Source organism: Nitrosomonas sp. TNE100, from assembly GCF_055387135.1.
Genome location: NZ_AP040997.1, coordinates 2,250,557 through 2,271,422, shown reverse-complemented (window position 1 = coordinate 2,271,422; position 20,866 = coordinate 2,250,557). Strand labels below are relative to the sequence as shown.

General features: G+C 42.7%; 21 protein-coding genes and 1 tRNA gene. 17 read left to right on the top strand and 5 right to left on the bottom strand.

Annotation, left to right across the window (positions count from 1 at the left end; all coding sequences use genetic code 11):
* Positions 1 to 85 precede the first annotated feature (85 nt).
* From ACZ5EJ_RS10885 to ACZ5EJ_RS10865, 5 genes are all read left to right on the top strand, one after another.
* Entirely contained in the window at positions 86 to 394 is a 309-nt protein-coding gene (locus ACZ5EJ_RS10885) for an integration host factor subunit alpha (RefSeq protein WP_011635315.1), read from the top strand.
* Between the two features lie 321 nt (positions 395 to 715).
* Positions 716 to 792, top strand: a tRNA-Pro gene (locus ACZ5EJ_RS10880).
* Positions 793 to 954: 162 nt separating this feature from the next.
* Entirely contained in the window at positions 955 to 1,698 is a 744-nt protein-coding gene (surE, locus tag ACZ5EJ_RS10875) for a 5'/3'-nucleotidase SurE (protein WP_011635314.1), read from the top strand.
* A gap of 190 nt (positions 1,699 to 1,888) precedes the next feature.
* Positions 1,889 to 2,557, top strand: coding sequence for a protein-L-isoaspartate(D-aspartate) O-methyltransferase (locus tag ACZ5EJ_RS10870; RefSeq protein ID WP_011635313.1), 669 nt, complete (start codon positions 1,889 to 1,891; stop codon positions 2,555 to 2,557).
* A 127-nt stretch (positions 2,558 to 2,684) separates the two neighbouring features.
* On the top strand, positions 2,685 to 3,665 hold the full coding sequence (locus ACZ5EJ_RS10865; protein WP_240142282.1) for a peptidoglycan DD-metalloendopeptidase family protein: 981 nt from the start codon (positions 2,685 to 2,687) through the stop codon (positions 3,663 to 3,665).
* A 40-nt stretch (positions 3,666 to 3,705) separates the two neighbouring features.
* On the opposite strand, the gene ACZ5EJ_RS10860 is transcribed toward ACZ5EJ_RS10865, so the two are convergent.
* Together ACZ5EJ_RS10860 and ACZ5EJ_RS10855 are read right to left on the bottom strand one after the other, a co-directional pair.
* Entirely contained in the window at positions 3,706 to 4,449 is a 744-nt protein-coding gene (locus ACZ5EJ_RS10860; protein ID WP_074456460.1) for an HAD family hydrolase, read from the bottom strand.
* A gap of 14 nt (positions 4,450 to 4,463) precedes the next feature.
* Positions 4,464 to 5,480 (bottom strand): L-threonylcarbamoyladenylate synthase, encoded by a 1,017-nt coding sequence (locus tag ACZ5EJ_RS10855; protein ID WP_083331385.1) that lies wholly within the window; start codon positions 5,478 to 5,480, stop codon positions 4,464 to 4,466.
* 422 nt (positions 5,481 to 5,902) lie between these two features.
* Here ACZ5EJ_RS10855 and ACZ5EJ_RS10850 point away from each other — a divergent pair, with 422 nt between their 5' ends.
* The 12 genes from ACZ5EJ_RS10850 to ACZ5EJ_RS10795 all read left to right on the top strand — a co-directional run bounded on the left by ACZ5EJ_RS10850 (position 5,903) and on the right by ACZ5EJ_RS10795 (position 18,444).
* Positions 5,903 to 6,718, top strand: coding sequence for a methane monooxygenase/ammonia monooxygenase subunit C (locus ACZ5EJ_RS10850; RefSeq protein WP_011635098.1), 816 nt, complete (start codon positions 5,903 to 5,905; stop codon positions 6,716 to 6,718).
* Positions 6,719 to 6,891: 173 nt separating this feature from the next.
* On the top strand, positions 6,892 to 7,722 hold the full coding sequence (locus ACZ5EJ_RS10845; RefSeq protein WP_011635097.1) for a methane monooxygenase/ammonia monooxygenase subunit A: 831 nt from the start codon (positions 6,892 to 6,894) through the stop codon (positions 7,720 to 7,722).
* A 1-nt stretch (position 7,723) separates the two neighbouring features.
* Positions 7,724 to 8,989, top strand: a complete 1,266-nt coding sequence (locus ACZ5EJ_RS10840) for a methane monooxygenase/ammonia monooxygenase subunit B (RefSeq protein ID WP_074456502.1) — start codon at positions 7,724 to 7,726, stop codon at positions 8,987 to 8,989.
* 165 nt (positions 8,990 to 9,154) lie between these two features.
* Positions 9,155 to 9,796, top strand: coding sequence for a hypothetical protein (locus ACZ5EJ_RS10835; RefSeq protein ID WP_107818444.1), 642 nt, complete (start codon positions 9,155 to 9,157; stop codon positions 9,794 to 9,796).
* Positions 9,797 to 9,867: 71 nt separating this feature from the next.
* A complete protein-coding gene (locus tag ACZ5EJ_RS10830; RefSeq protein ID WP_074456501.1) occupies positions 9,868 to 10,455 on the top strand; it encodes a hypothetical protein in 588 nt (195 codons plus the stop codon).
* Between the two features lie 95 nt (positions 10,456 to 10,550).
* Positions 10,551 to 10,982: a copper resistance CopC family protein gene (locus tag ACZ5EJ_RS10825; protein ID WP_074456165.1), complete on the top strand. Its 432-nt coding sequence runs from the start codon at positions 10,551 to 10,553 to the stop codon at positions 10,980 to 10,982.
* A gap of 5 nt (positions 10,983 to 10,987) precedes the next feature.
* Positions 10,988 to 13,132 (top strand): CopD family protein, encoded by a 2,145-nt coding sequence (locus ACZ5EJ_RS10820; protein ID WP_074456166.1) that lies wholly within the window; start codon positions 10,988 to 10,990, stop codon positions 13,130 to 13,132.
* 36 nt (positions 13,133 to 13,168) lie between these two features.
* Positions 13,169 to 13,804: a hypothetical protein gene (locus ACZ5EJ_RS10815; protein ID WP_256328336.1), complete on the top strand. Its 636-nt coding sequence runs from the start codon at positions 13,169 to 13,171 to the stop codon at positions 13,802 to 13,804.
* Between the two features lie 520 nt (positions 13,805 to 14,324).
* A complete protein-coding gene (locus ACZ5EJ_RS10810; protein ID WP_074456168.1) occupies positions 14,325 to 16,022 on the top strand; it encodes an ATP-binding cassette domain-containing protein in 1,698 nt (565 codons plus the stop codon).
* A 96-nt stretch (positions 16,023 to 16,118) separates the two neighbouring features.
* Positions 16,119 to 16,664: a septation protein A gene (locus ACZ5EJ_RS10805; RefSeq protein WP_074456169.1), complete on the top strand. Its 546-nt coding sequence runs from the start codon at positions 16,119 to 16,121 to the stop codon at positions 16,662 to 16,664.
* Positions 16,665 to 16,685: 21 nt separating this feature from the next.
* Positions 16,686 to 17,813, top strand: coding sequence for an A/G-specific adenine glycosylase (gene mutY, locus ACZ5EJ_RS10800; RefSeq protein ID WP_074456170.1), 1,128 nt, complete (start codon positions 16,686 to 16,688; stop codon positions 17,811 to 17,813).
* On the top strand, positions 17,806 to 18,444 hold the full coding sequence (locus ACZ5EJ_RS10795) for a 5-formyltetrahydrofolate cyclo-ligase (protein WP_074456171.1): 639 nt from the start codon (positions 17,806 to 17,808) through the stop codon (positions 18,442 to 18,444). The genes mutY and ACZ5EJ_RS10795 overlap by 8 nt, the downstream gene beginning before the upstream one ends.
* Before the next feature lie 49 nt (positions 18,445 to 18,493).
* Here the strand turns inward: ACZ5EJ_RS10795 and ACZ5EJ_RS10790 are convergent, their stop codons facing one another.
* From ACZ5EJ_RS10790 to ptsN, 3 genes are all read right to left on the bottom strand, one after another.
* A complete protein-coding gene (locus ACZ5EJ_RS10790) occupies positions 18,494 to 19,108 on the bottom strand; it encodes a flavin prenyltransferase UbiX (RefSeq protein WP_011635300.1) in 615 nt (204 codons plus the stop codon).
* Between the two features lie 185 nt (positions 19,109 to 19,293).
* Positions 19,294 to 20,265: an HPr(Ser) kinase/phosphatase gene (gene hprK / locus ACZ5EJ_RS10785; RefSeq protein WP_011635299.1), complete on the bottom strand. Its 972-nt coding sequence runs from the start codon at positions 20,263 to 20,265 to the stop codon at positions 19,294 to 19,296.
* Positions 20,252 to 20,722, bottom strand: coding sequence for a PTS IIA-like nitrogen regulatory protein PtsN (gene ptsN, locus ACZ5EJ_RS10780; RefSeq protein WP_011635298.1), 471 nt, complete (start codon positions 20,720 to 20,722; stop codon positions 20,252 to 20,254). The genes hprK and ptsN overlap by 14 nt, the downstream gene beginning before the upstream one ends.
* Positions 20,723 to 20,866: the final 144 nt, after the last annotated feature.

Sequence of the window (20,866 nt, the reverse complement as noted above, 5' to 3'; positions counted from 1 at the left end):
TTGGTGCGTTATGATTGCTCAAATCCGGCAAATCCTGGTGTTAGTTCAAGACATTTACTCTGTTTTCTAACTTAAGGGTGGATATATGGCTTTAACCAAAGCAGAGCTAACCGATTTATTATTTGAAAATATCGGTCTGAATAAACGTGAAGCAAAAGAAATTGTCGAGTGTTTTTATGAAGAAATGCGCACAGCGCTCCAAAATGGTGATGGTGTAAAACTTTCAGGCTTTGGCAACTTTCAATTGAGGACTAAACCACAACGGCCGGGGCGGAATCCCAAAACTGGTGAAGAAATTCCCATTTCAGCACGAAGAGTGGTTACTTTTCATGCAAGCCAGAAGCTTAAATCTATGGTAGAAGCTAACTATCGTGGGGAACCAAACGTAAATTAACATTCCGTTTTTTTATATTGATAAATATATATTGTTTTGAGTGGTAAATAAGATAAATGTGTATAGCAAATCAGGATACATATTCTGTATAACCGGAGTATGTGTTTTCCCTGTAAGATTTTATTGAAGCTATGGGGATCGATACAATTGCTAGCATCAGGGAGTGCTCTTTCCTGTTTACGAGAGAGTTGTTCGCGCTATAGCTTTGATTGTAGCTAGTATGTGACAAGGGAGAGTCGGTTTAAATTGATCGGTAGACAGGTAGTGTTGCTATATCGCAAACAATTGGATTGATGTATGTTTTGTTATAATTAATCGATACGGGGCGTAGCGCAGTCTGGTAGCGTACTTGCATGGGGTGCAAGTGGTCGGAGGTTCAAATCCTCTCGCCCCGACCAGTTTTATAAAAATATTCCTCATTTCGACTATAGGTTAGTCCGTTAAAAATCAAGTTTTATATATCTGTGACTATCATATGGTTGCTATCCGGCATAAGCAGCTAGTCATTTCTGAGAATGCGGGGTGATTAATCACATTACTTATTTTTTAAGGGTGTAGAAATGCGCATTTTGCTCAGTAATGATGATGGGTATTTTGCGCCAGGTATTGCTAATCTTGCAAAAATACTTTCTGATATTGCAGATGTAACAGTTGTCGCACCAGAGCGTGATCGTAGCGGAGCAAGTAATTCGCTTACATTAGATCGCCCCCTCAGTTTACATAAATCACACAATGGTTTTTATTATGTAAACGGTACCCCGACAGATTGTGTCCATCTTGCTGTAACTGGCATGTTGGATGAACTACCCGATATGGTGATCTCTGGAATCAATGATGGTGCCAACATGGGGGATGATACGGTTTATTCGGGTACTGTGGCTGCCGCCACCGAAGGTTTTTTATTGGGATTACCTTCAATTGCGGTATCTTTAGTAAGTATGTCACGTGGTAACTTTCCAACTGCAGCAAAGATTGTTTTAGATCTCGTGAAACGATTTATAGATAATAAGTTTCATGTCCCCATTCTGCTTAACGTAAATGTTCCTGATTTACCGTATGAAGAATTGCAGGGGATAGAAGTAACACGCTTAGGTCGCCGTCATAAAGCGGAGCCTGTGATTAAATACCAGACTCCACGAGGAGAAACAGTGTATTGGGTGGGTGCTGCAGGTGCGGCCCAAGACGCGAGTGAGGGAACAGATTTCCATGCTCTTCAGAATAACCGGGTATCGATAACACCTTTGCAAATAGATTTGACGCGTTACGACCAGATTGGTTATGTCAAAAACTGGCTGGTTTTTTAATGGCTGCCGTGATTTCAATTAATAAGTGTGTTTTCGGAATGAAAGAAGTTGGGATTTGTTTGAAATGGGTTGGCTTCTCGTTATTTTCTTCTCCCTTGATGTATTATCAGGCTGGTTCTTTTATGAAAGATAGTAGGAATAGTCAGATCCGGTTATTTGCTGGAAAGAAATAATAAAGGAGAGTTGGTGCGTGAGTGTACGCCATTCTGGTATTGGCATGACTTCGCCGCGAACGAGGGTTCGCATGGTCGAGCGTTTAAGGGAGCAAGGTGTTAGAGATGAGGTGGTATTGGCTGCAATGGGTTCTATTCCACGCCATCTTTTCGTTGAAGAAGCATTGGCATCCCGGGCATATGAAGATGTGGCATTGCCAATTAATTACGGACAAACAATCTCCAGCCCCTGGATTGTAGGCCGTATGAGTGAATTGCTGCGGAATGGTGGGAACAATTCGCTGAGAAAAGTACTGGAAATCGGAACAGGGTGCGGCTATCAGACTGCTGTTTTGGCCAAGATAGCGAATGAAGTCTATTCAATTGAGCGGATAGGTCCCTTGTTGACACGTACTCGCATTCGATTGCGTGAATTGGGTATTCGTAATATTTACCTGAAACATGCTGATGGAATGCGTGGATTGTTGGAGGCGGGTCCATTCGATGGAATAATGATGACTGCAGTTATTCCAGAGATACCAGAGACGCTCTTGGAACAATTGGCAATGGGTGGCAGGATGGTATTCCCGAAAGGAAACAGGCAGCAGTATCTTTGTGTAATTGATCATACTACCGAGGGTTTTGTTGAAACGATCTTGGATGAGGTAATGTTTGTGCCCATTCTTCCCGGGACAATCAACAGGTAGGGAGTACTTATCTTCAAGGAATAGAGGCAGTCATGTTGTTGGCTGTATCTTAAACTTTCAATTTCTTATTTTCTATAGCAATTTAATCTAAATGTGGCGGATAGCGTAGAGCTAAATATCTATGTTCATGCAAATAATTCTTTTATTTCTTGTCCTGTCCTTGGGTGCTTGTGTTTCAAAGCCTGACCCCGCGCCAATCGTTGAGCGACAGCTTGGTCGTTATTCTGATGAAGGGAATAATGCTACAAAAGGTCTTTTAGATAGAAAAACCTACATAGTGCAAAGTGGTGATACTTTGTATAGTATTGCTCTCAGACATGGTTTGGATATTAATCAGTTGGCTGGGATAAATAATATTACAGATCCCAGGGAGTTGCGGGTTGGCCAAGAGCTTTATTTGCAGACACTTCCTGCAGAAGGATTAATTTCTCAACAGGAAAGCCTTACCTCTCAACCTACGCTTTACTCAATAGCTCAACCCGAGGATGTGGGTGTAGTAACTGGTGGCTATCAACCTGGTTTTTCTGAGACTGGGGAGAAGGCATCTGAATCTTTCAAGACAGAACCAAAAGGGGTTTTGCTGCCTTATTCGGATTCGGCTCGTGATCAGCTGAATAATCAATCTAAAACTGTATCGGCCCAGAAATTAGCTGAAAAAAATTCAGATTCTTATCAAGTTGGCAGTGTCGGAGGGGGAGGTAACAGCGATCCTGGTCAATCAATAAGTGTGAGTGCAAATAAGAGTGGCATTAATTGGGGGTGGCCGGCAGATGGACAAATAATAAGCAGATTTTCTGAAAAATCAAAAGGTGTGGGAATAAGTGGCAGTTTTAAGCAACCAGTTCTGGCATCAGCTTCTGGGACAGTAGTTTATAGTGGTAACGGTTTGCGCGGATATGGCAACTTAATTATTATTAAGCATAATGATAGTTATTTGAGTGCTTATGGGCATAACAGTAAAATCTTTGTGCATGAGGGGGAGAATGTTTCTAAAGGACAGAAAATTGCTGAAATGGGTAATACTGATGGTGGCGTGGTAAAACTTCATTTCGAAATTCGTGAAAAGGGTAAGCCTGTAGATCCTCTTGGCTATTTGCCTGTTCGATAGCTATTGTCTATGTAGTAGATATAAATCAAATCAAATCAAATCAAATTGGAGTTCTTCGGTTTAGATTAATGAGCGTTTGGACACTTAATGGCTCGTTATGAGAGGCTATCATCACATTTTCCAAGTCTTCTAAGACTAAAGCCGCATTATTAAAATCCTGCTGCCGAGTATATTCGCTGGTTGTGATAATTGTTTTAATTCCTGCAGCCGTAGCGGATTTTAATCCATTTTCTGAATCTTCAATTGCAATACAATCTTCGGCTGGCAGGCCAAGTTGGCTAAGTACCCAATGATAAATATCTGGCGCAGGCTTTTTTCTTGGAACAATATCTCCCGCGCCTATTACAGTGAACCAGGAAAGAGCATCGTCTCCAAGTGTGCACTGAAGTAAGGTGCTGACATTCTCGTACGTTGTAGTTGTGGCGATTGCAATTTTTATATTGTTTTTTCGCAATTCATCGAATAGGCGCTTAATACCGGGACGTAGCGGTATTCTTCCTTCTTTCAGCAAATTAAGGAAATATCTGGTTTTGACTTTATGAATTTGTGTAATCCATTCATCGAGATCGCTCCTGTCAAGGAATGAAGGCACATAATTTTCTAGATAAAAGCGGATACGTTCCTTGCCACCAGTGATCTGGAGTAGGACGCCGTATAGATCTATATCCCACTGCCAATCAAGTTGAAGTTCATTAAAGGCTTGATTAAAAGCGAGCCGGTGTCCATCTCGCTCAGTATCTGCGAGAGTACCGTCAACGTCAAAGAGGACTGCTGAAAGAGCCATTGTCTTTTTAAGATTTATTTATAAAATGAGTAGCTGGCTCGATTTAATCGATCAGCAATGGCTAGCCATTCTAAATTATCAGGCGGTGCTTCAACTAGAATTTGTTGGAAATTTTCATTATCAAGTCTACGCAGAGTCGCGTATAAATCCCTCCCAAACCTAACCGGATCATTAGGCATAAAAACACAGTGAAGTTTGTTATTTGCATCTTGAACAAAATCTTCACGCACGCTTCGTACTATAACTGCTGTGCGTATTCCTTGCTGCAAAAGGATGGAAGAGCGTAAAAAAAGAGATTCACCATGGCAGATTTCAAGTGGTGTTGTGGTTGCGTAATGTGATGTCAAGGATCCTGGAGCCCGGATTGAATTACCGTGAGATCGAACAAAAATCTTCTGCTTAAGCACATTTTCAATAGATAAAACCGAAATTCCACCAGGGCGCAGTATCGCGACTTCATTATCAATACAACTGACGATTGTACTTTCAAGACCTACTTCGCAGGATCCGCCGTCGAGAATTATATCAATACGATCCCCAAATTCTTTCTTTACATGGTCAGCAGATGTGGGGCTAACAAAGCCGAAGCGATTGGCCGAGGGCGCGGCGATTGCTTTATAACCGCCAAGCTCCTCTAAAAGCCTGAGTGCAACTGGGTGACTGGGAACACGTAATCCTACAGTATCTTGCCCTCCTGTAACGCTAAGTGGAATATGCCTGCTTTTGGGCAGGATTAAGGTTAATGGGCCAGGCCAGAAATGTTTAGCCAGCATAAGTGCTGTTGTAGGTATATTTTCCGCCCAAAATTCGAGCTCGGCTGACTTAGCAAAATGAACTATGAGTGGATGGTCAGGAGGCCTGCCTTTGATATCAAATATCTTCTGAATTGCTTTGGGGTGAGAAATATCCGCACCCAGCCCATAAACCGTTTCTGTTGGGAAAGCGATAACATTACCTTTACGTAAACTTGCAACGGCGGCAGTAATTTGCTCGTTTACCAAGTCAGGAAGTGGATTATGGGTTTTGGACATGTAATAAGAATAACCGCAATAGAAGGAATGTATTCCACATTTTGTAAGTTTAAATTATCCACGCAGACAGATGCAAAAACCTATATCCATAAAGTTTTCATGGTTTATTTTATTTTGAGGGATGATCTGGTTTTTGTGAGGGGGTGCTGTGAAGATTATTGCAATCAATTGATTTTGTGTTAACTAACTAAACCTTGTGGTTGTGTGAATAAAAATGCTTGACTAAAAGAGCCAAGGTGACTAGTCTTTCGGATGTATCTGGTGTGGGTATAGAAGCCTTCCCGGAACAAAATGAGAAATACTGAGGCAAAAATCAAGCAAATACCGTGATTCAAATGTGGTTATTTGCGATGGACAGTAATGAAAAATTCTAATTTTCATTACTGGTTTTAACAAAATGTGGTGTAAAGGAGGATAAAGAGATGGCAACTACGTTAGGAACGAGCAGTGCCTCATCAGTCTCATCAAGAGGCTATGACATGTCACTGTGGTATGACTCCAAATTTTATAAATTTGGTTTAATAACCATGTTGTTGGTGGCGATATTCTGGGTATGGTATCAACGTTACTTTGCCTATTCACACGGAATGGATTCAATGGAACCAGAGTTTGACCGTGTATGGATGGGCCTGTGGCGTGTGCACATGGCCATTATGCCGCTGTTTGCACTGGTAACCTGGGGCTGGATCTGGAAAACACGTGATACAGAAGAGCAATTGAATAACCTGGATCCGAAACTGGAAATCAAACGCTACTTCTACTACATGATGTGGCTGGGTGTATACATTTTTGGTGTTTACTGGGGTGGTAGCTTCTTTACGGAGCAAGATGCCTCCTGGCACCAGGTGATTATTCGTGACACCAGCTTTACACCAAGTCACGTAGTCGTGTTTTATGGATCATTTCCGATGTACATCGTCTGCGGAGTTGCAACCTATCTGTATGCAATGACCCGTCTGCCGCTGTTTCATCGTGGAATTTCTTTCCCGCTGGTGATGGCGATTGCAGGTCCTCTGATGATTCTGCCAAACGTTGGTCTGAATGAATGGGGTCATGCTTTCTGGTTCATGGAAGAGCTGTTCAGCGCACCGCTGCATTGGGGTTTTGTAGTGCTCGGTTGGGCTGGATTATTCCAGGGTGGAGTTGCTGCCCAAATCATTACCCGTTATTCCAACCTGACTGACGTGGTCTGGAATAATCAAAGCAAAGAAATTCTGAATAACCGGGTTGTAGCTTAGTCCGGAATACCCCTTGAAATCTGGGAAACTACATTTCAAGGGGTATATGGAAAAAGAAATGACTGGCTGACGTTAAGCAATTAACGTTTAGCCGGCCGGTAATCGGAATGCGGTACCTTAAAGAAAAAGAGGAATCGTGATGTTAATTTTAAATTATAAGAGGGGAGGATAGGGTGAGTATATTTAGAACAGAAGAGATCCTGAAAGCGGCCAAGATGCCGCCGGAAGCGGTCCATATGTCACGCCTGATTGATGCGGTTTATTTTCCGATTCTGGTTGTTCTGTTGGTAGGTACCTACCATATGCACTTCATGTTGTTGGCAGGTGACTGGGATTTCTGGATGGACTGGAAAGATCGTCAATGGTGGCCTGTAGTAACACCTATTGTAGGCATTACCTATTGCTCGGCAATTATGTATTACCTGTGGGTCAACTACCGTCAACCATTTGGTGCGACTCTGTGCGTAGTGTGTTTGCTGATAGGTGAGTGGCTGACACGTTACTGGGGTTTCTACTGGTGGTCACACTATCCACTCAATTTTGTAACCCCAGGTATCATGCTCCCGGGTGCATTGATGTTGGATTTCACAATGTATCTGACACGTAACTGGTTGGTGACTGCATTGGTTGGGGGTGGATTCTTTGGCCTGATGTTTTACCCAGGTAACTGGCCAATCTTTGGCCCGACCCATCTGCCAATCGTTGTAGAAGGAACACTGTTGTCGATGGCTGACTACATGGGTCACCTGTATGTTCGTACGGGTACACCTGAGTATGTTCGTCATATTGAACAAGGTTCATTACGTACCTTTGGTGGTCACACCACAGTTATTGCGGCATTCTTCGCTGCGTTTGTATCCATGCTGATGTTTGCAGTCTGGTGGTATCTTGGAAAAGTTTACTGCACAGCCTTCTTCTACGTTAAAGGTAAAAGAGGACGTATTGTACAGCGCAATGATGTTACGGCATTTGGTGAAGAAGGGTTTCCAGAGGGGATCAAATAAAATGGGTATCAAGAACCTTTATAAACGTGGAATGATGGGACTTTGTGGCGTTGCTGTTTATGCAATGGCGGCACTGACCATGACAGTGACACTAGATGTCTCAACAGTAGCAGCCCATGGAGAACGATCCCAGGAACCGTTTCTTCGGATGCGTACAGTACAGTGGTACGATGTTAAATGGGGTCCGGAAGTAACCAAAGTCAATGAGAATGCCCAAATTACCGGCAAATTTCACTTGGCTGAAGACTGGCCGCGTGCGGCAGCAAGACCGGATTTCGCATTCTTTAACGTAGGTAGCCCAAGTTCGGTATACGTTCGTTTGAGTACGAAGATTAATGGCCACCCATGGTTTATTTCAGGTCCGCTGCAAATTGGTCGTGACTATGCGTTCGAAGTTCAGCTGAGAGCACGTATTCCAGGACGCCATCACATGCACGCCATGTTAAACGTTAAAGATGCAGGTCCAATTGCAGGACCGGGTGCATGGATGAACGTTACCGGAAGCTGGGATGATTTTACTAATCCACTCAAGCTGCTGACAGGCGAAACAATTGACTCGGAAACATTCAACCTGTCAAACGGTATTTTCTGGCATATTCTCTGGATGTCAATTGGTATATTCTGGATTGGTATCTTTGTAGCGCGTCCGATGTTCCTGCCACGTAGCCGGGTATTGCTCGCTTATGGTGATGATCTGTTGCTGGATCCGATGGATAAGAAAATCACCTGGGTACTTGCAATCCTGACCTTGGCGATAGTATGGGGTGGATACCGCTATACAGAAACCAAGCATCCATACACAGTACCTATCCAGGCTGGTCAATCCAAAGTTGCACCATTACCGGTAGCACCAAATCCGGTAGCAATCAAAATTACAGATGCTAACTATGACGTACCGGGACGTGCACTGCGTGTATCGATGGAAGTAACCAACAACGGTGATACACCAGTCACATTTGGTGAATTTACCACAGCAGGTATTCGTTTCGTTAACAGTACCGGCCGCAAGTACCTGGATCCACAGTATCCTCGTGAACTGGTTGCAGTAGGCTTGAATTTTGATGATGATGGTGCAATTCAGCCAGGCGAGACCAAGCAATTGAGGATGGAAGCCAAAGATGCTCTGTGGGAAATCCAACGTCTGATGGCGTTGCTGGGTGACCCGGAAAGCCGTTTTGGCGGACTGTTAATGTCTTGGGATTCAGAAGGTAATCGCCATATCAACAGTATTGCTGGTCCGGTGATTCCAGTCTTTACCAAGCTCTAATAGACAGTACTGAGGTACTGCGTATTAGTTAATAAGAACCGGTACATCGCCTGTCGCAAGGCAGAGGTGTACCGGTTTTTTATTGTGATTCTGATTTTGAGACAAAGCATCAGACAGCCTGTCAAATTCGGTATCTTGAGTACTGAATTGAAAGGAATTATAAAAATGGGAAGAGAGCATCTGTTGGAAAAGCAGAAAAGTGGTTTTTTATCAAGACAGGAGCAAGGAGTCATTATGTTGAAGCAATCGGTACAACTGGCTTTTATGACTTGTGTTCTTGCCATCTTGTGTTACACGAATACAGCCTTGGGGCATGGTCGTGTATCACTGGAGGAAGATACCTGCGTGCGCCAGATAGGTGAAAATATGGTGCACCTGAACACCTATCAACCTCAATTTGATCGGGGCGGGCATTATTGCACGGAGATTCCAATGGCTGGAGATACCTATTTGGTTGTGGATCTGATAGACCTGGGTTTGCGCGATATGCCGGTGGGTATGAAAGTATTCAGAGGTGAAGAAAAAGAAGGAGATATGATCATCCAGGTCAATGCAGCTCATCACCCCGATGGAGTCATTAATGGAATAGGCAGACTGGATAAAGGGTTATATTCAGTAATAGTAACGGCAGAAGGAGTCCCTCCGCTAAATTATTATTACCAGCTGCGAGTTGAAATGGTTGATTATGGCAAGCTTGCACGCACCTGGGCAGGCCCGGCAATTGCGCTCCTGTTCCTGAGTTGGCTGCTGTATAAGCTGATACAATCCGGCCGCTTAAAAAGCTGGTTTAAATCTGAAGACGATTAAATTCAGGCAGTCTCATAGAGAGTGCCGACATGATTTGCGACAAAAATATAAAAGACAGGGAGGATAGATAGATGACAAAAGGATGGACAATAACCGGCATTAAATGGCTGGTTGGAATGTTACTGGGCATGACCTGCTGGATGCAAGCTTATGCTCATGGCGGACTGTCTATGGCGGAGGATATGTGTAAACTCACGGTTGGGCCTTATACCATGCACTTTACGGGCTACCAGCCTGAAAGCTCGCAAGAGCAGGAATTCTGTGAGGATATACCCAATACTGGTCGTACAGTGGTAGCACTGGATTATATTGATGAAGCGCTGAGACCGTTAACAACAGAAGTACGTATTATTCGTGATACAGGTGCAGAGCCGGGGGAAGAAGGAAATCTTGACGAGATTACCGTCATGCATATCCCTCCAAAAGTGTACTCGAATGGATCAGTCACGTTTGAACATACATTTCCCACAGAAGGAAATTTTGTAGGACTGGTAACAGTTAGGGACAATGGAATAGAGCATGTATCACGCTTCCCTTTCGCTGTGGGCACAGGAGGCAAATTTAAGATGAATATGTATTTCTGGCCCTTGTTGATCATTGTCATAGGCGGTGGATACTTCTTCTTCTCTTCAAAAAATCAAAAAGAAAAAAATACATAGTCGGATCATTCGTACAGGAATACTAAAATAAGTTTTATTTGGTGAATAGTAATCCCGATTCTTTTATTTGTCTTAATTATCAATAGGATAATGATATGATCAAGAATAATTATTTTAAATTTATTATGATAAAGCTAACTACCACGGTAAAGATGAATATTGCAATTCTAGGATTTGGATTGGTAATTCTGGTGGCGCATCCCACTGCTGTGTTTGCACATGCTGAACTAGTTAAAGCTGAGCCTGCGCGCAGAGCTATTCTTGCCGATCCTCCGCAACAAATTAGGTTATGGTTCAATGAGGAAATTGAGGCAGATTATGCTTCGCTTTCCTTGCTTGATGCGAATAATAAAGTTTTAACGGAAAAAAAACCTCTTGCACATCCAGATGATTCAAAATCTATCTACCTGGAGCTGCCGGAATTAGCAGAAGGTCGGTATACAGTTAAGTTTAGGGTGTTGTCAGTAGATGGGCACGTACTGGATTCAGAATATAAATTTACAGTTAAGAAAAATAAAATTAAGTAAAAGTAATGGAAGTTGTTGCGATACTCGCTCGTTGGTTACAGCTTGTTGCTAATCTGGTATTGCTTGGCAGTTGTACTTATCTTGCAATAGCGGGCGCAAGGAAGGAGTTATTTAGTAATTCCTGGATCCTACGTTTAGAAAAATTATTTCCATTGTTGGCTTGTATAGTTTTAATTGGTCTCGTGGGGATCTTGGCAACTACTACGGGAAAAGCAACAGGGATTGAATCAAACGTATGGAAGCCTGATGCATGGATAAAAATTGTCCAGCATACCAATATGGGGCACATGTGGGCAGTACGTGCGGTATCAGCTTTGCTTTTGCTGGGTGCTGCTACATTTGTCTCGCTAAAACGTGAGCGGGCCAGATGGCATTACGTCATGGTTGCAGGCTTGGCATCTCTGCCTTTGATAGCTTCTGCTATGGTAAGTCATGCTGGTTCAGACGAGAATTTCTTGTTTTATGCTCCTGTTTATGTCATGCATATTTTGATGGCTGGAGTGTGGTTTGGTGCGCTGCCGGCATTTTTGTTTATTATTTTTGATCGACGTAATTGTGAGGAAAAGGGCACTCAACTGGTTTTGAATGTAGAAAGCCTTAAGAAATTTTCTTTCATTGCCCTGCCTGCTATGACTGTAATTATATTAACAGGCCTGGTTCTGACAGATCGGATGGTTGAGAATTATTATCATGCACTGGTTGCGAGCACTTATGGTTGGGCATTGATCATCAAAATTTCTTTATTGGTGGTTATTTTATTGATAGCTTACCAGGCACGATCAAAGTGGCTTCCTTCATTCGAACGAGTTTGTGATTCGATTAATTTCTCCGAGCTTAAAAAGGAAAGTGAACGGAAGAATTTCCTATTTTCAAAAGTAATGTATAAAGTTGTTCAGGCAGAAAACTATGATTATGATAGGGATGCTGCCAATATCGGGGTGGAAAAATTAAGAAAATGGGTTCGGATTGAATTTTTATTCGCATTGTTGCTTGTATTGTTTGCAACAATCCTCTCCAACTCTGTGCCCGCTAAACATGCAATAGTTGAAAATTGGCCCTATTCATTCCGCTTCACAATAGAGGGAACTTTGGGAGCGGGGACATGGAAAGATCCAGGTGTTCAGTTTTTTCTGGTATTGGGAGTCATTTTATTTGTTACAGCGATTGGTTCATTCTTGCTGGGGATAAAAAAAAACAGGAGTTCCAGAAAACATAATATGGTGACAATGGCGCTAATGTTAGGTTGCGCAGCTGTTACGTTACCCCAATTTGCTGTTGATGCGTTTCCTGAAACATATCGAAATACACCAATTCCATTTGATGCAATTTCAATTTCGAATGGAACAGCTTATTTTTCTGAATTTTGCTCCACTTGTCATGGGCCGCAAGGGATAGGTAATGGCATTCTTGCTAAAACCCTACCGAAGATGCCTACAGATTTACTCACTGATTTATATACATCGAGACATCTTGCTGGCGATTTTTTTCATTGGATAAGTCATGGTATTAAAGAAGCAGGCATGCCTGGTTTTTCTGAAAAGCTAGAGGAAGAGGATCGATGGGATATTGTTAATTATATTCGAGCAATGTCGAGTGGCTATCAGATAAGGTGGCTGGGTCCCATTGCTGCTTCATATAAACTCTCAACGACACCACCTGATTTCCAGTTTACAACCTATACTGACACTACTGGTACTCTTAAAGAATATCGACAAAATAAAAATGTTTTGCTGGCATTTTTTAGCTGGCCAAGTTCTTTAGAAAGATTGAAAGAGTTGAGCGAAAATTACGAAAAATTTAGAAACTTAAATACTGTTATACTCGCTATTCCTTTAGATGAATACAGTGAAACAGCAATAGCTGACTTTGCTGCCAATAACTCTATTGAAGTGGTAAGGGATGGATGGCTTGAAATAAAAGATAGTTACATTTTATATAGGCGAACCCTTAAATATCCTGATATTCTAGGAAAAGGTAATATACCTGATCACATGGAATTTCTTGTTGATCGGTTTGGCTTTTTGCGTGCACGATGGATACCCTCGATGGATCAATTTGGCTGGGATAACCTGGTGTTACTTACTGATCAACTTCAGCAACTTAATCAGGAAAAGGAGATATTGCCACAGCTGCATAATCATGCACATTAATTCTATCAAGAGAAACTTCAGAAAGAAGAGTTTTAGTTGGCCTATTTAAGTAGGTTTAATAATAAAATTGTAGAGCTTGTAGAGCAATTTTTAACTGTGAGAGGGGGTGGTATGAAAAATTTTCTAGTCGGTGTTGTTTTTTCTGGTTTGATTGTTTTGTTGACTGGTTCAGCGTGGGCACATTCACATCCAGGTGAGGATTCAAAAGTAGTAAAAGGAGCGCATGGCGGGCAATTGCTTGCAACAGGTCCGTATCACTTTGAATTGCTGGCTAAGGATGGTGAATTACGTTTGTATATTACTGATCAAAACAATCGTGATCAAATACTTTCTAAGGGCGGATCAGCAAAAGCAAATATTTTTGATAAAGATGGAAACAAGGTTTCAATAAAACTGACGCCTATATTTGCAAATTTCATGAAAGGAACAGGCGATTTTAAAATTACTCCCGAAACAGTAATATCTGTTTTCGCAGTACCAGAGGATAATAAAACATATACTGCTCGATTTACATCGTTAGTTCAAGGAGCGTCTGCCGACACTAAAGAAGAGGCACATGAACACCATCATGGAGATGCTGAGGATGAAAATGCCACTGAGCATGAACATGAACATGAACATGAACACGAATCTTCTTCCGAACAAAGTGAAAGCAATACCGAAGAAGATTAAGAATATTATCATTCGTACTGCTGAATTCTAACTTAGAATTAAAAAAGTAAGAAAAAGCAGGATAATTTAAATTATCCTGCTTTTTCTGTATTTTCAGCTCGAATTATCTTTGATAATCGTTACTCACATGAGCTTTATTCAGTTTTTATTGAATCTCATCTCTGCAAACCTGCGATAACACGCGCATGTTTTCTAGTAGATCTTATTGAATTATTCGACAATTTGAAGCAACCTGTATCATAAAATGACAGCTTGGTTGATATTTCGGGCAGTTAGTCTTTAAGGTTAATCAGAAAGCACAAAGTTTTTCTGTGAGCATCGCCTGATTTCCATCTGTAGCTGTCTTACTTGATTCAATTATTAGTTGAGCGAATTTTTATTTATAGTAATAAACCGTATTAAATAATTGGTGTTTTCTAAATATCTTCTGATATTTTGTATCGTTAGGTTACTATCAGTATCCTCGTGATTTGATGTAGTTTTATTTGTTACACTGATTCCCTCATCTTACCCTCTTGCAATGCCAGATAAGCGGCTAGTGATTCAGATTGAACTGTTGAAGCGCTTTTTAACCTGGAATGGATCCCACTGGACATCCTTTATAATAATTATTGTTGTTGGCGGATTGGCTGCTATCTCAGCTTCATTAATCCCATTAATAGCAGGGCAATTATTTACTCAAATATTACCCGGAGGTAATCGGCAGTTACTGCAATCACTTCCTTTGATATTGGTGGTACTCTTGTTAATAATCGTTATCGCCAGTTGGTCAGGATATTATGTGATTCATCGCTTGCTTGACGGGCTCATACTGGATATACGTGTGGAAATATTCAAGAAATTACTGATATTGCCGCCAGCTTGTTCCGATCTTCCTGTTAACACAATTTCCTTATACTTCTTCAAATCTATAGAAAAGCTATATCGCAATGCTATCTCACTTGGAATCTGTTTATACAGAGATTCCCTGATTGTAGTCGGATTATTTTCAATAATGATCTGGCTGAATCCGGATATATCCCTTTTGATACTAACAGTGCTGGCTGCAGTGCTTTTAATCAGACAAATATTTTATGCGAATACTTATCAGCGAAGTATGCTGGATCAAGAACAACATGAAGTTTCCAGAGTGATATCCAAAACACTGCGACATAGCAGAGTTATCTTCTTGGATAAAGGTTATAAACAAGAGGTTGAGCGTATCCGAAATGTGTTCAGGCAATTACAACTTACTTTACTGAGGCAGATCTATCAGACAGGACTACTGGAATTATTGGCCTCCATTTTCCTGGCAGGGATATTTACAGGGATTCTTTATTATTTTTTGCAACAACTTGTTCTGGGCCAATTGACTGCAGAGGACGCTGTTGCATTTTTTACGGCAGGGCTGATGCTTGTTTTTCCGTTGAAGCGATTGTCTCATATCAATTTGTTACTGCAGCAATGTAATGAAGCATTGCACTTTATTTTTTCATTGTTGGATCAGAATTCTGAAATGGTTGTTGAAAATACTCATGTTGTCCGGGTTGAACGTGCCAAGGGTGAGCTGCGGCTTGAGAGTGTTAGTTATAAGGATTATCAGGAAAAATCTTGGTTACCCTACTTTAACCTTGAAATCGCTCCTGGAAAGAAAACTGCATTAATAAATCATGATGTTCGTATTAACAAACTATTTGCCGATCTTGTTTGTGGTTTCGAGCAGCCATCAACCGGCAGAATTTTGCTGGATGATAAAGATATTAGTCGGATAAGCTATGCTGAATTATGTGGCAATATCGCCTGGATTACTCCAGATGAAGATCTTTTAACTGACACAATTGCAGCAAATATTGCCTACGGCAGTTTACGTTGCAGTAAGGAGATAGCGATTACTACAGCAGCACATGCTAGTCAGGCAATGGAATTTATCTGTAAGCTGCCACATGGTCTGCAAACGAAGCTCAAGAAATGTAACGATGTGCTTTCCGATGACCAGCGCCAGCGCATTCTTATTGCCAGAGCGCTATTAAAGGACCCCGGTATTATTATTCTGGATGAAAGTGTTGCCTGTTTCGATACTGATAATCCTTTCTTGATGCGCGCGCTGCGTGTATTACTTAGTAATCGCACAGTTCTGATTCTTTCGGCGCGCCCCGCAATACTTGATCTTGCTGATCAGCTGTTAGATCTTGGGAACCTGGATGCATTATCTATGATCAGCCAGACTTCAGTCAGATAATATCTATTTCTGATGATGTTGCGTTAAGGTAAGCGTGTCACTGATATAACGAACAGCATAACTATGATTATATTGGCAACGTTAGGGGTATTTTGAATGAAATTTCTTTTTGATCTTTTTCCGATAATCCTGTTTTTCGCCACCTACAAAATTTATGGTATCTACAGCGCGACAGCGGTTGCCATCGTCGCTACTTTTGCTCAAATCGGCTGGGTGTGGTTGCGCCATCGTAAGGTTGACAATATGTTATGGGTGAGTCTTGCAATCATTATCGTTTTTGGTGGTGCAACGCTCATCCTGCAGGATGAGACTTTTATTAAATGGAAACCTACCGTGCTTTATTGGTTGTTTGCTGTCATTCTCTTTTTGGCACACAGTTTTTTTGGAAAAAATCTGATCCGAGCTATGATGAAGGATCAGATCAAGTTGCCCGAACCGGTATGGGCGAGGCTCAATATCAGCTGGTCAGTTTTTTTTGGTGCGATGGGGGCTCTTAATCTTTATGTTGCCTACAACTATTCGACCGATACCTGGGTAAATTTCAAATTGTTTGGCTTCATGGGGCTTATGTTTGTCTTCATTATCCTGCAGGCTCTTCTGTTGGGAAAATACATGGAGAAAAATGATAACCAGAAAATATAATTATGATGTACCGTTAAATTTATGATTCAACAGGCAACCAGACGGCCTCGGACTTCAGCTGTTGAATCAGATTTTTTCGCTGGTAGGTTGATCCTCTGGCAGCTTGTATACGGGCGACATTCCCTGCCATGGCAGGGAATCAGTGATCCTTATGCTATATGGATATCCGAGATAATGCTGCAACAAACACAGGTCAGTACGGTTATTCCATATTACGAGCGTTTTATGACTGTTTTTCCAAATATTGCACCACTTGCCAGCGCGCCGGTTGAAGAAGTGCTCACGCTATGGAGCGGTTTGGGTTATTACTCACGCGGACGCAATTTGCACCGGACAGCACGTATGATAATGGAGCAGTATGGTGGCGCGTTTCCGCAGGATATCGCTACACTTCAACGATTACCAGGGATAGGCCGTTCTACCGCAGCGGCCATTGCTGCTTTTGCATTTGGTAAGCGTTGCACAATTCTTGACGGAAACGTCAAGCGTATTTTGATCCGTTACTTCGGTGTTAACGGGCACCCAGGTGAAAGAATGATTGAAGAACAACTGTGGCAATTGGCGGAAGATCTGTTGCCTGTTGAAGAAGATCATAAAACTATAGCATCCTATACCCAGGCACTAATGGATCTTGGAGCGCTGGTCTGTGTGCGTACCCAACCACGTTGCGAACATTGTCCGTTGCAGGCTGATTGCTATGCATATCAGAATGATCTGACGGCTGTTTTGCCTGTTCCCAAGCCCAGGAAAACGCCTCCTATCAAAGAAATTGTACATTTAATCCTCCTGAATCAAGGCCGTATTTTGCTAAAGAAGCGGCCGGCTTCCGGTATTTGGGGTGGATTGTGGTGTTTCCCGGAAACTTCCATTGATGAGGACAGTGTTGATTACTGTAAAAAGAATTTACATCTACAGGTGTTAAAATTTGCTGAGCTTCCTCATTTGCAACATACGTTTACGCATTTTAAATTGATTATTCAGCCGCAACTCCTGCAATCAATAATGTATCTGCCAGAATATGAAGAAAATAGCGAGGAAAATGACTTTCTTTGGATGACAATTGAGGAAGCTTTGCAACGGGCGATCCCCGCTCCTGTCAGAAAATTGTTGTTAATGACCCAACCCTTACTCCAATCTTGTCATGAGTAACGTAACTTCCCAGCCCTGGAAACAGCAGCAGCGTACTCATCTGCGCGAATTACGCCAGCAGATCCCAGCAGCACAGCGCGTTCTCTGGAGTGATGCAATTACCGCCGCACTGACACAAGGCTTTCCTATCCTTGAAAATCAGCGGATTGGTTTTTATTGGCCGCATCAGGGTGAATATGACCCAGTGCCAGCCATGACAGATTTGAGAGCGCGTGGCGCCACTCTTGCCTTGCCAGAGGTAATCGGTAAAGGAGAGCCACTCAGGTTCATCGAATGGTGGCCGGGAGCGCCAATGAAAAAGGATATTTACGGAATATCGTTCCCCGACAATACCCGGGAAATCACTGTTGACAGTATTATCATTCCACTGCTTGGTTTTGATGAACAAGGTTATCGTCTTGGTTATGGCAGCGGTTATTTTGATCGCACACTCGCAACGATGAATCCGCGTCCGCTCGCTATTGGTGTGGTATTTGAGATGCTGCGCCTGCCAACGATTCATCCGCAGCAACACGATATTCCGATGGATTATATTGTGACTGAACAATCTATTTTGTGCAGAACAGATGCTGGCCTTATGCCGCTGATGGTTTCCGATTGTGCAGCCCGAAACAGCTTTGTCCGAGATTAGCTGGTTTTTTGTTTCTGGTAGTGAATTCGGAGAAGATCTTTCAGCTTACTTAGTTACCACTCCCCCAGCGGGGCATCAGGGTATGTGTTACACCAAGCTGGTCGAGTATACGTGCAACGATAAAATCAACGATATCCTGAATGTTCTCGGGTAAATGGTAAAAGCCGGGATTGGCGGGAAGTATCACTGCGCCGCTGCGAGCGAGTTTCAGCATGTTTTCTAGATGGATAACAGAGAAGGGTGTTTCCCTGGCAACCAGAATGAGTTTGCGCTGTTCCTTCAGCATGACATCTGCCGCACGTTCTATTAGTTTTTGTCCTAAACCGGCTGCCACAGCGGATAGAGTACCCATAGTACAGGGGCAGATCACCATGGCATCAGCCGGGTTGGAGCCGGAAGCAACTGGTGCAAACCATTCTTCCCGACCAAAAATTCTGAGCAGGCCTGGCTCAATATTGAAATAGCTATTCAGGAAAGCTTCTGTTTCTTTGGGACGAGGAGATAGTGTCAGGGCCATTTCTTGTTGCGCCACAATTTGAGCAGCTTGAGAGTAAAGCAAATAAACTCGATGACCTTGCTGCAGAAGTATTTCCAGCAGGCGAATACCGTATGGCATACCGGATGCGCCAGTCAAGGCAATCGTAATTGTTTTCTTTTCGCTCATATTTTTCCGGGAAGATTTTGAAGAACGGCTGCTCGGTTATGTTGTGCCGGAATCAGGCTTGAAGTACACAATTACTGCTTGTGAATCGTATATTTTATCTGGATTTGCTTTGTCATAGCCTGTTCTTTTTCCAGAGTTTTCATATAGAAGCAAGGTAGTTATATGGCAGATTTTTACTTTACACTTCATTCAGTATGAGGATCGTCGAAGTGCTCTGCGGTATTCCCATTCATTTCTGATTCATGTCGGCGGACAAATTCCTGGGTACTGTCAATTCCCCGGAGTTGCAAAATATAATTCCGGACTGCTGCTTCTACCAATACTGCCAGATTACGGCCGGCGGCAACTGGAATAGTCACCTTGCGGATACTGACATTCAGAATAATTTCGTTGAGGTTACTCAGTGGCAGTCGTTCATAAGCATTAATACTACTGCCAGCAGTTTTTTCAAGCTGCACGATCAGCTTCATATTTTTGTGTCGCCGAATTGCAGTTTCTCCGAATATGGTACGAATATTCAGCAATCCCAGTCCGCGTACTTCAAGAAAATCTCGCAACAGCGGCGGACACCTGCCTTCCAGCGTTTCAGGGCCAATACGGCGTAATTCGACGACATCATCTGCAACCAGGCCGTGTCCGCGGCTGATAAGCTCCAGAGCGAGTTCACTTTTACCAACGCCACTCTCTCCGGTGATCATGACACCCATTCCAAGTACATCCAGTAATACACCATGCCGACTGATAACGGGCGCCAGTACTCTCACAAGATAGGTTTGCAATCCCCAGATAATCTCAAGGCTGGCAATTTCTGAACGAATCAGCGGGATAGAGTGTTCATTCACGAACTGTCTGATGGAATACGGGATTGGCGCACCGTCTGCTACGATCAGACAGGAAAGTTGACTTCTAGCTAGTTGATTTAGCCTTTTTTGAAGAGAAAAATCATCAAGCTGTTCAAGATATTTGACGGATATCTGGTTCAGAACCTGTATCCAGTTGGGATGAACAAAGTTGAGATGACCGATCAGTTCCTGTGTTGAGCTGGCGATCAGGTGATTCTCAAGCCGCCTGTCTATGGCAGGCGGCGGTTCACCCCATTGCAGACATAATTTTTCCTTGTTTTCTTCAAATAGTTGTTTGACGCTAACCTGAGACATGTTCAGGCGTCCACTCGGAGATGAGTTGATGAATTTCTTTAGCACTCCGGCCATGGCGCAGTTTTTCGCGGAAGCTTTTATTACTAAACATTTGTGCTAGTTCGCTCAGTATCATCAAGTGCTGATCTGTTGCTTTTTCCGGCACCAGCAAGATGCAGATAATACTGACAGGTTGGCCGTCTGGAGCGTCGAAAGGTATAGCTTCCTTCATTCTGACCAGCGCTGCAGCTGCTTCGCGCAGTCCCTTGATCCGGCCATGCGGGATGGCGACTCCCTGACCAAGCCCGGTTGATCCGAGTTTCTCACGTGCGAACAAGCTGTCAAAAACCTGGCTGCGCGCAATATGCAGGGTATTTTCAAATAACAGACCAACTTGCTCAAATACACGTTTCTTGCTGGTCACATCCAGATCAATAATAATGTTGGATTCCGGCAATAATTGAGTAATGAGATTCATGGAGATTCAAACCACTTTAGGAAATTAGGCGGTGTTTTCTTCTTATTGAAAACGGGACTGTTTTTTTATATCACTCACTATATATGTGCCCAACTTGCTGATGTTCCGTAGGTCATCTTTTCCGCTGCGCGGGCAACATGGCTA

Excerpts from the sequence above, each read along its gene's own strand:
- hprK (WP_011635299.1), bottom strand. The coding sequence starts at position 20,265 with ATGTCTCAGGTTAGCGTCAAACAACTATTTGAAGAAAACAAGGAAAAA.
- ACZ5EJ_RS10810 (WP_074456168.1), top strand. The coding sequence starts at position 14,325 with ATGCCAGATAAGCGGCTAGTGATTCAGATTGAACTGTTGAAGCGCTTT.
- ACZ5EJ_RS10860 (WP_074456460.1), bottom strand. The coding sequence starts at position 4,449 with ATGGCTCTTTCAGCAGTCCTCTTTGACGTTGACGGTACTCTCGCAGAT.
- ACZ5EJ_RS10805 (WP_074456169.1), top strand. The coding sequence starts at position 16,119 with ATGAAATTTCTTTTTGATCTTTTTCCGATAATCCTGTTTTTCGCCACC.
- ACZ5EJ_RS10795 (WP_074456171.1), top strand. The coding sequence starts at position 17,806 with ATGAGTAACGTAACTTCCCAGCCCTGGAAACAGCAGCAGCGTACTCAT.
- ACZ5EJ_RS10835 (WP_107818444.1), top strand. The coding sequence starts at position 9,155 with ATGGGAAGAGAGCATCTGTTGGAAAAGCAGAAAAGTGGTTTTTTATCA.
- ACZ5EJ_RS10855 (WP_083331385.1), bottom strand. The coding sequence starts at position 5,480 with ATGTCCAAAACCCATAATCCACTTCCTGACTTGGTAAACGAGCAAATT.
- ACZ5EJ_RS10825 (WP_074456165.1), top strand. The coding sequence starts at position 10,551 with ATGATCAAGAATAATTATTTTAAATTTATTATGATAAAGCTAACTACC.
- ACZ5EJ_RS10820 (WP_074456166.1), top strand. The coding sequence starts at position 10,988 with ATGGAAGTTGTTGCGATACTCGCTCGTTGGTTACAGCTTGTTGCTAAT.
- surE (WP_011635314.1), top strand. The coding sequence starts at position 955 with ATGCGCATTTTGCTCAGTAATGATGATGGGTATTTTGCGCCAGGTATT.
- ACZ5EJ_RS10850 (WP_011635098.1), top strand. The coding sequence starts at position 5,903 with ATGGCAACTACGTTAGGAACGAGCAGTGCCTCATCAGTCTCATCAAGA.
- ptsN (WP_011635298.1), bottom strand. The coding sequence starts at position 20,722 with ATGAATCTCATTACTCAATTATTGCCGGAATCCAACATTATTATTGAT.
- ACZ5EJ_RS10885 (WP_011635315.1), top strand. The coding sequence starts at position 86 with ATGGCTTTAACCAAAGCAGAGCTAACCGATTTATTATTTGAAAATATC.
- ACZ5EJ_RS10865 (WP_240142282.1), top strand. The coding sequence starts at position 2,685 with ATGCAAATAATTCTTTTATTTCTTGTCCTGTCCTTGGGTGCTTGTGTT.
- ACZ5EJ_RS10830 (WP_074456501.1), top strand. The coding sequence starts at position 9,868 with ATGACAAAAGGATGGACAATAACCGGCATTAAATGGCTGGTTGGAATG.
- mutY (WP_074456170.1), top strand. The coding sequence starts at position 16,686 with ATGATTCAACAGGCAACCAGACGGCCTCGGACTTCAGCTGTTGAATCA.
- ACZ5EJ_RS10840 (WP_074456502.1), top strand. The coding sequence starts at position 7,724 with ATGGGTATCAAGAACCTTTATAAACGTGGAATGATGGGACTTTGTGGC.
- ACZ5EJ_RS10790 (WP_011635300.1), bottom strand. The coding sequence starts at position 19,108 with ATGAGCGAAAAGAAAACAATTACGATTGCCTTGACTGGCGCATCCGGT.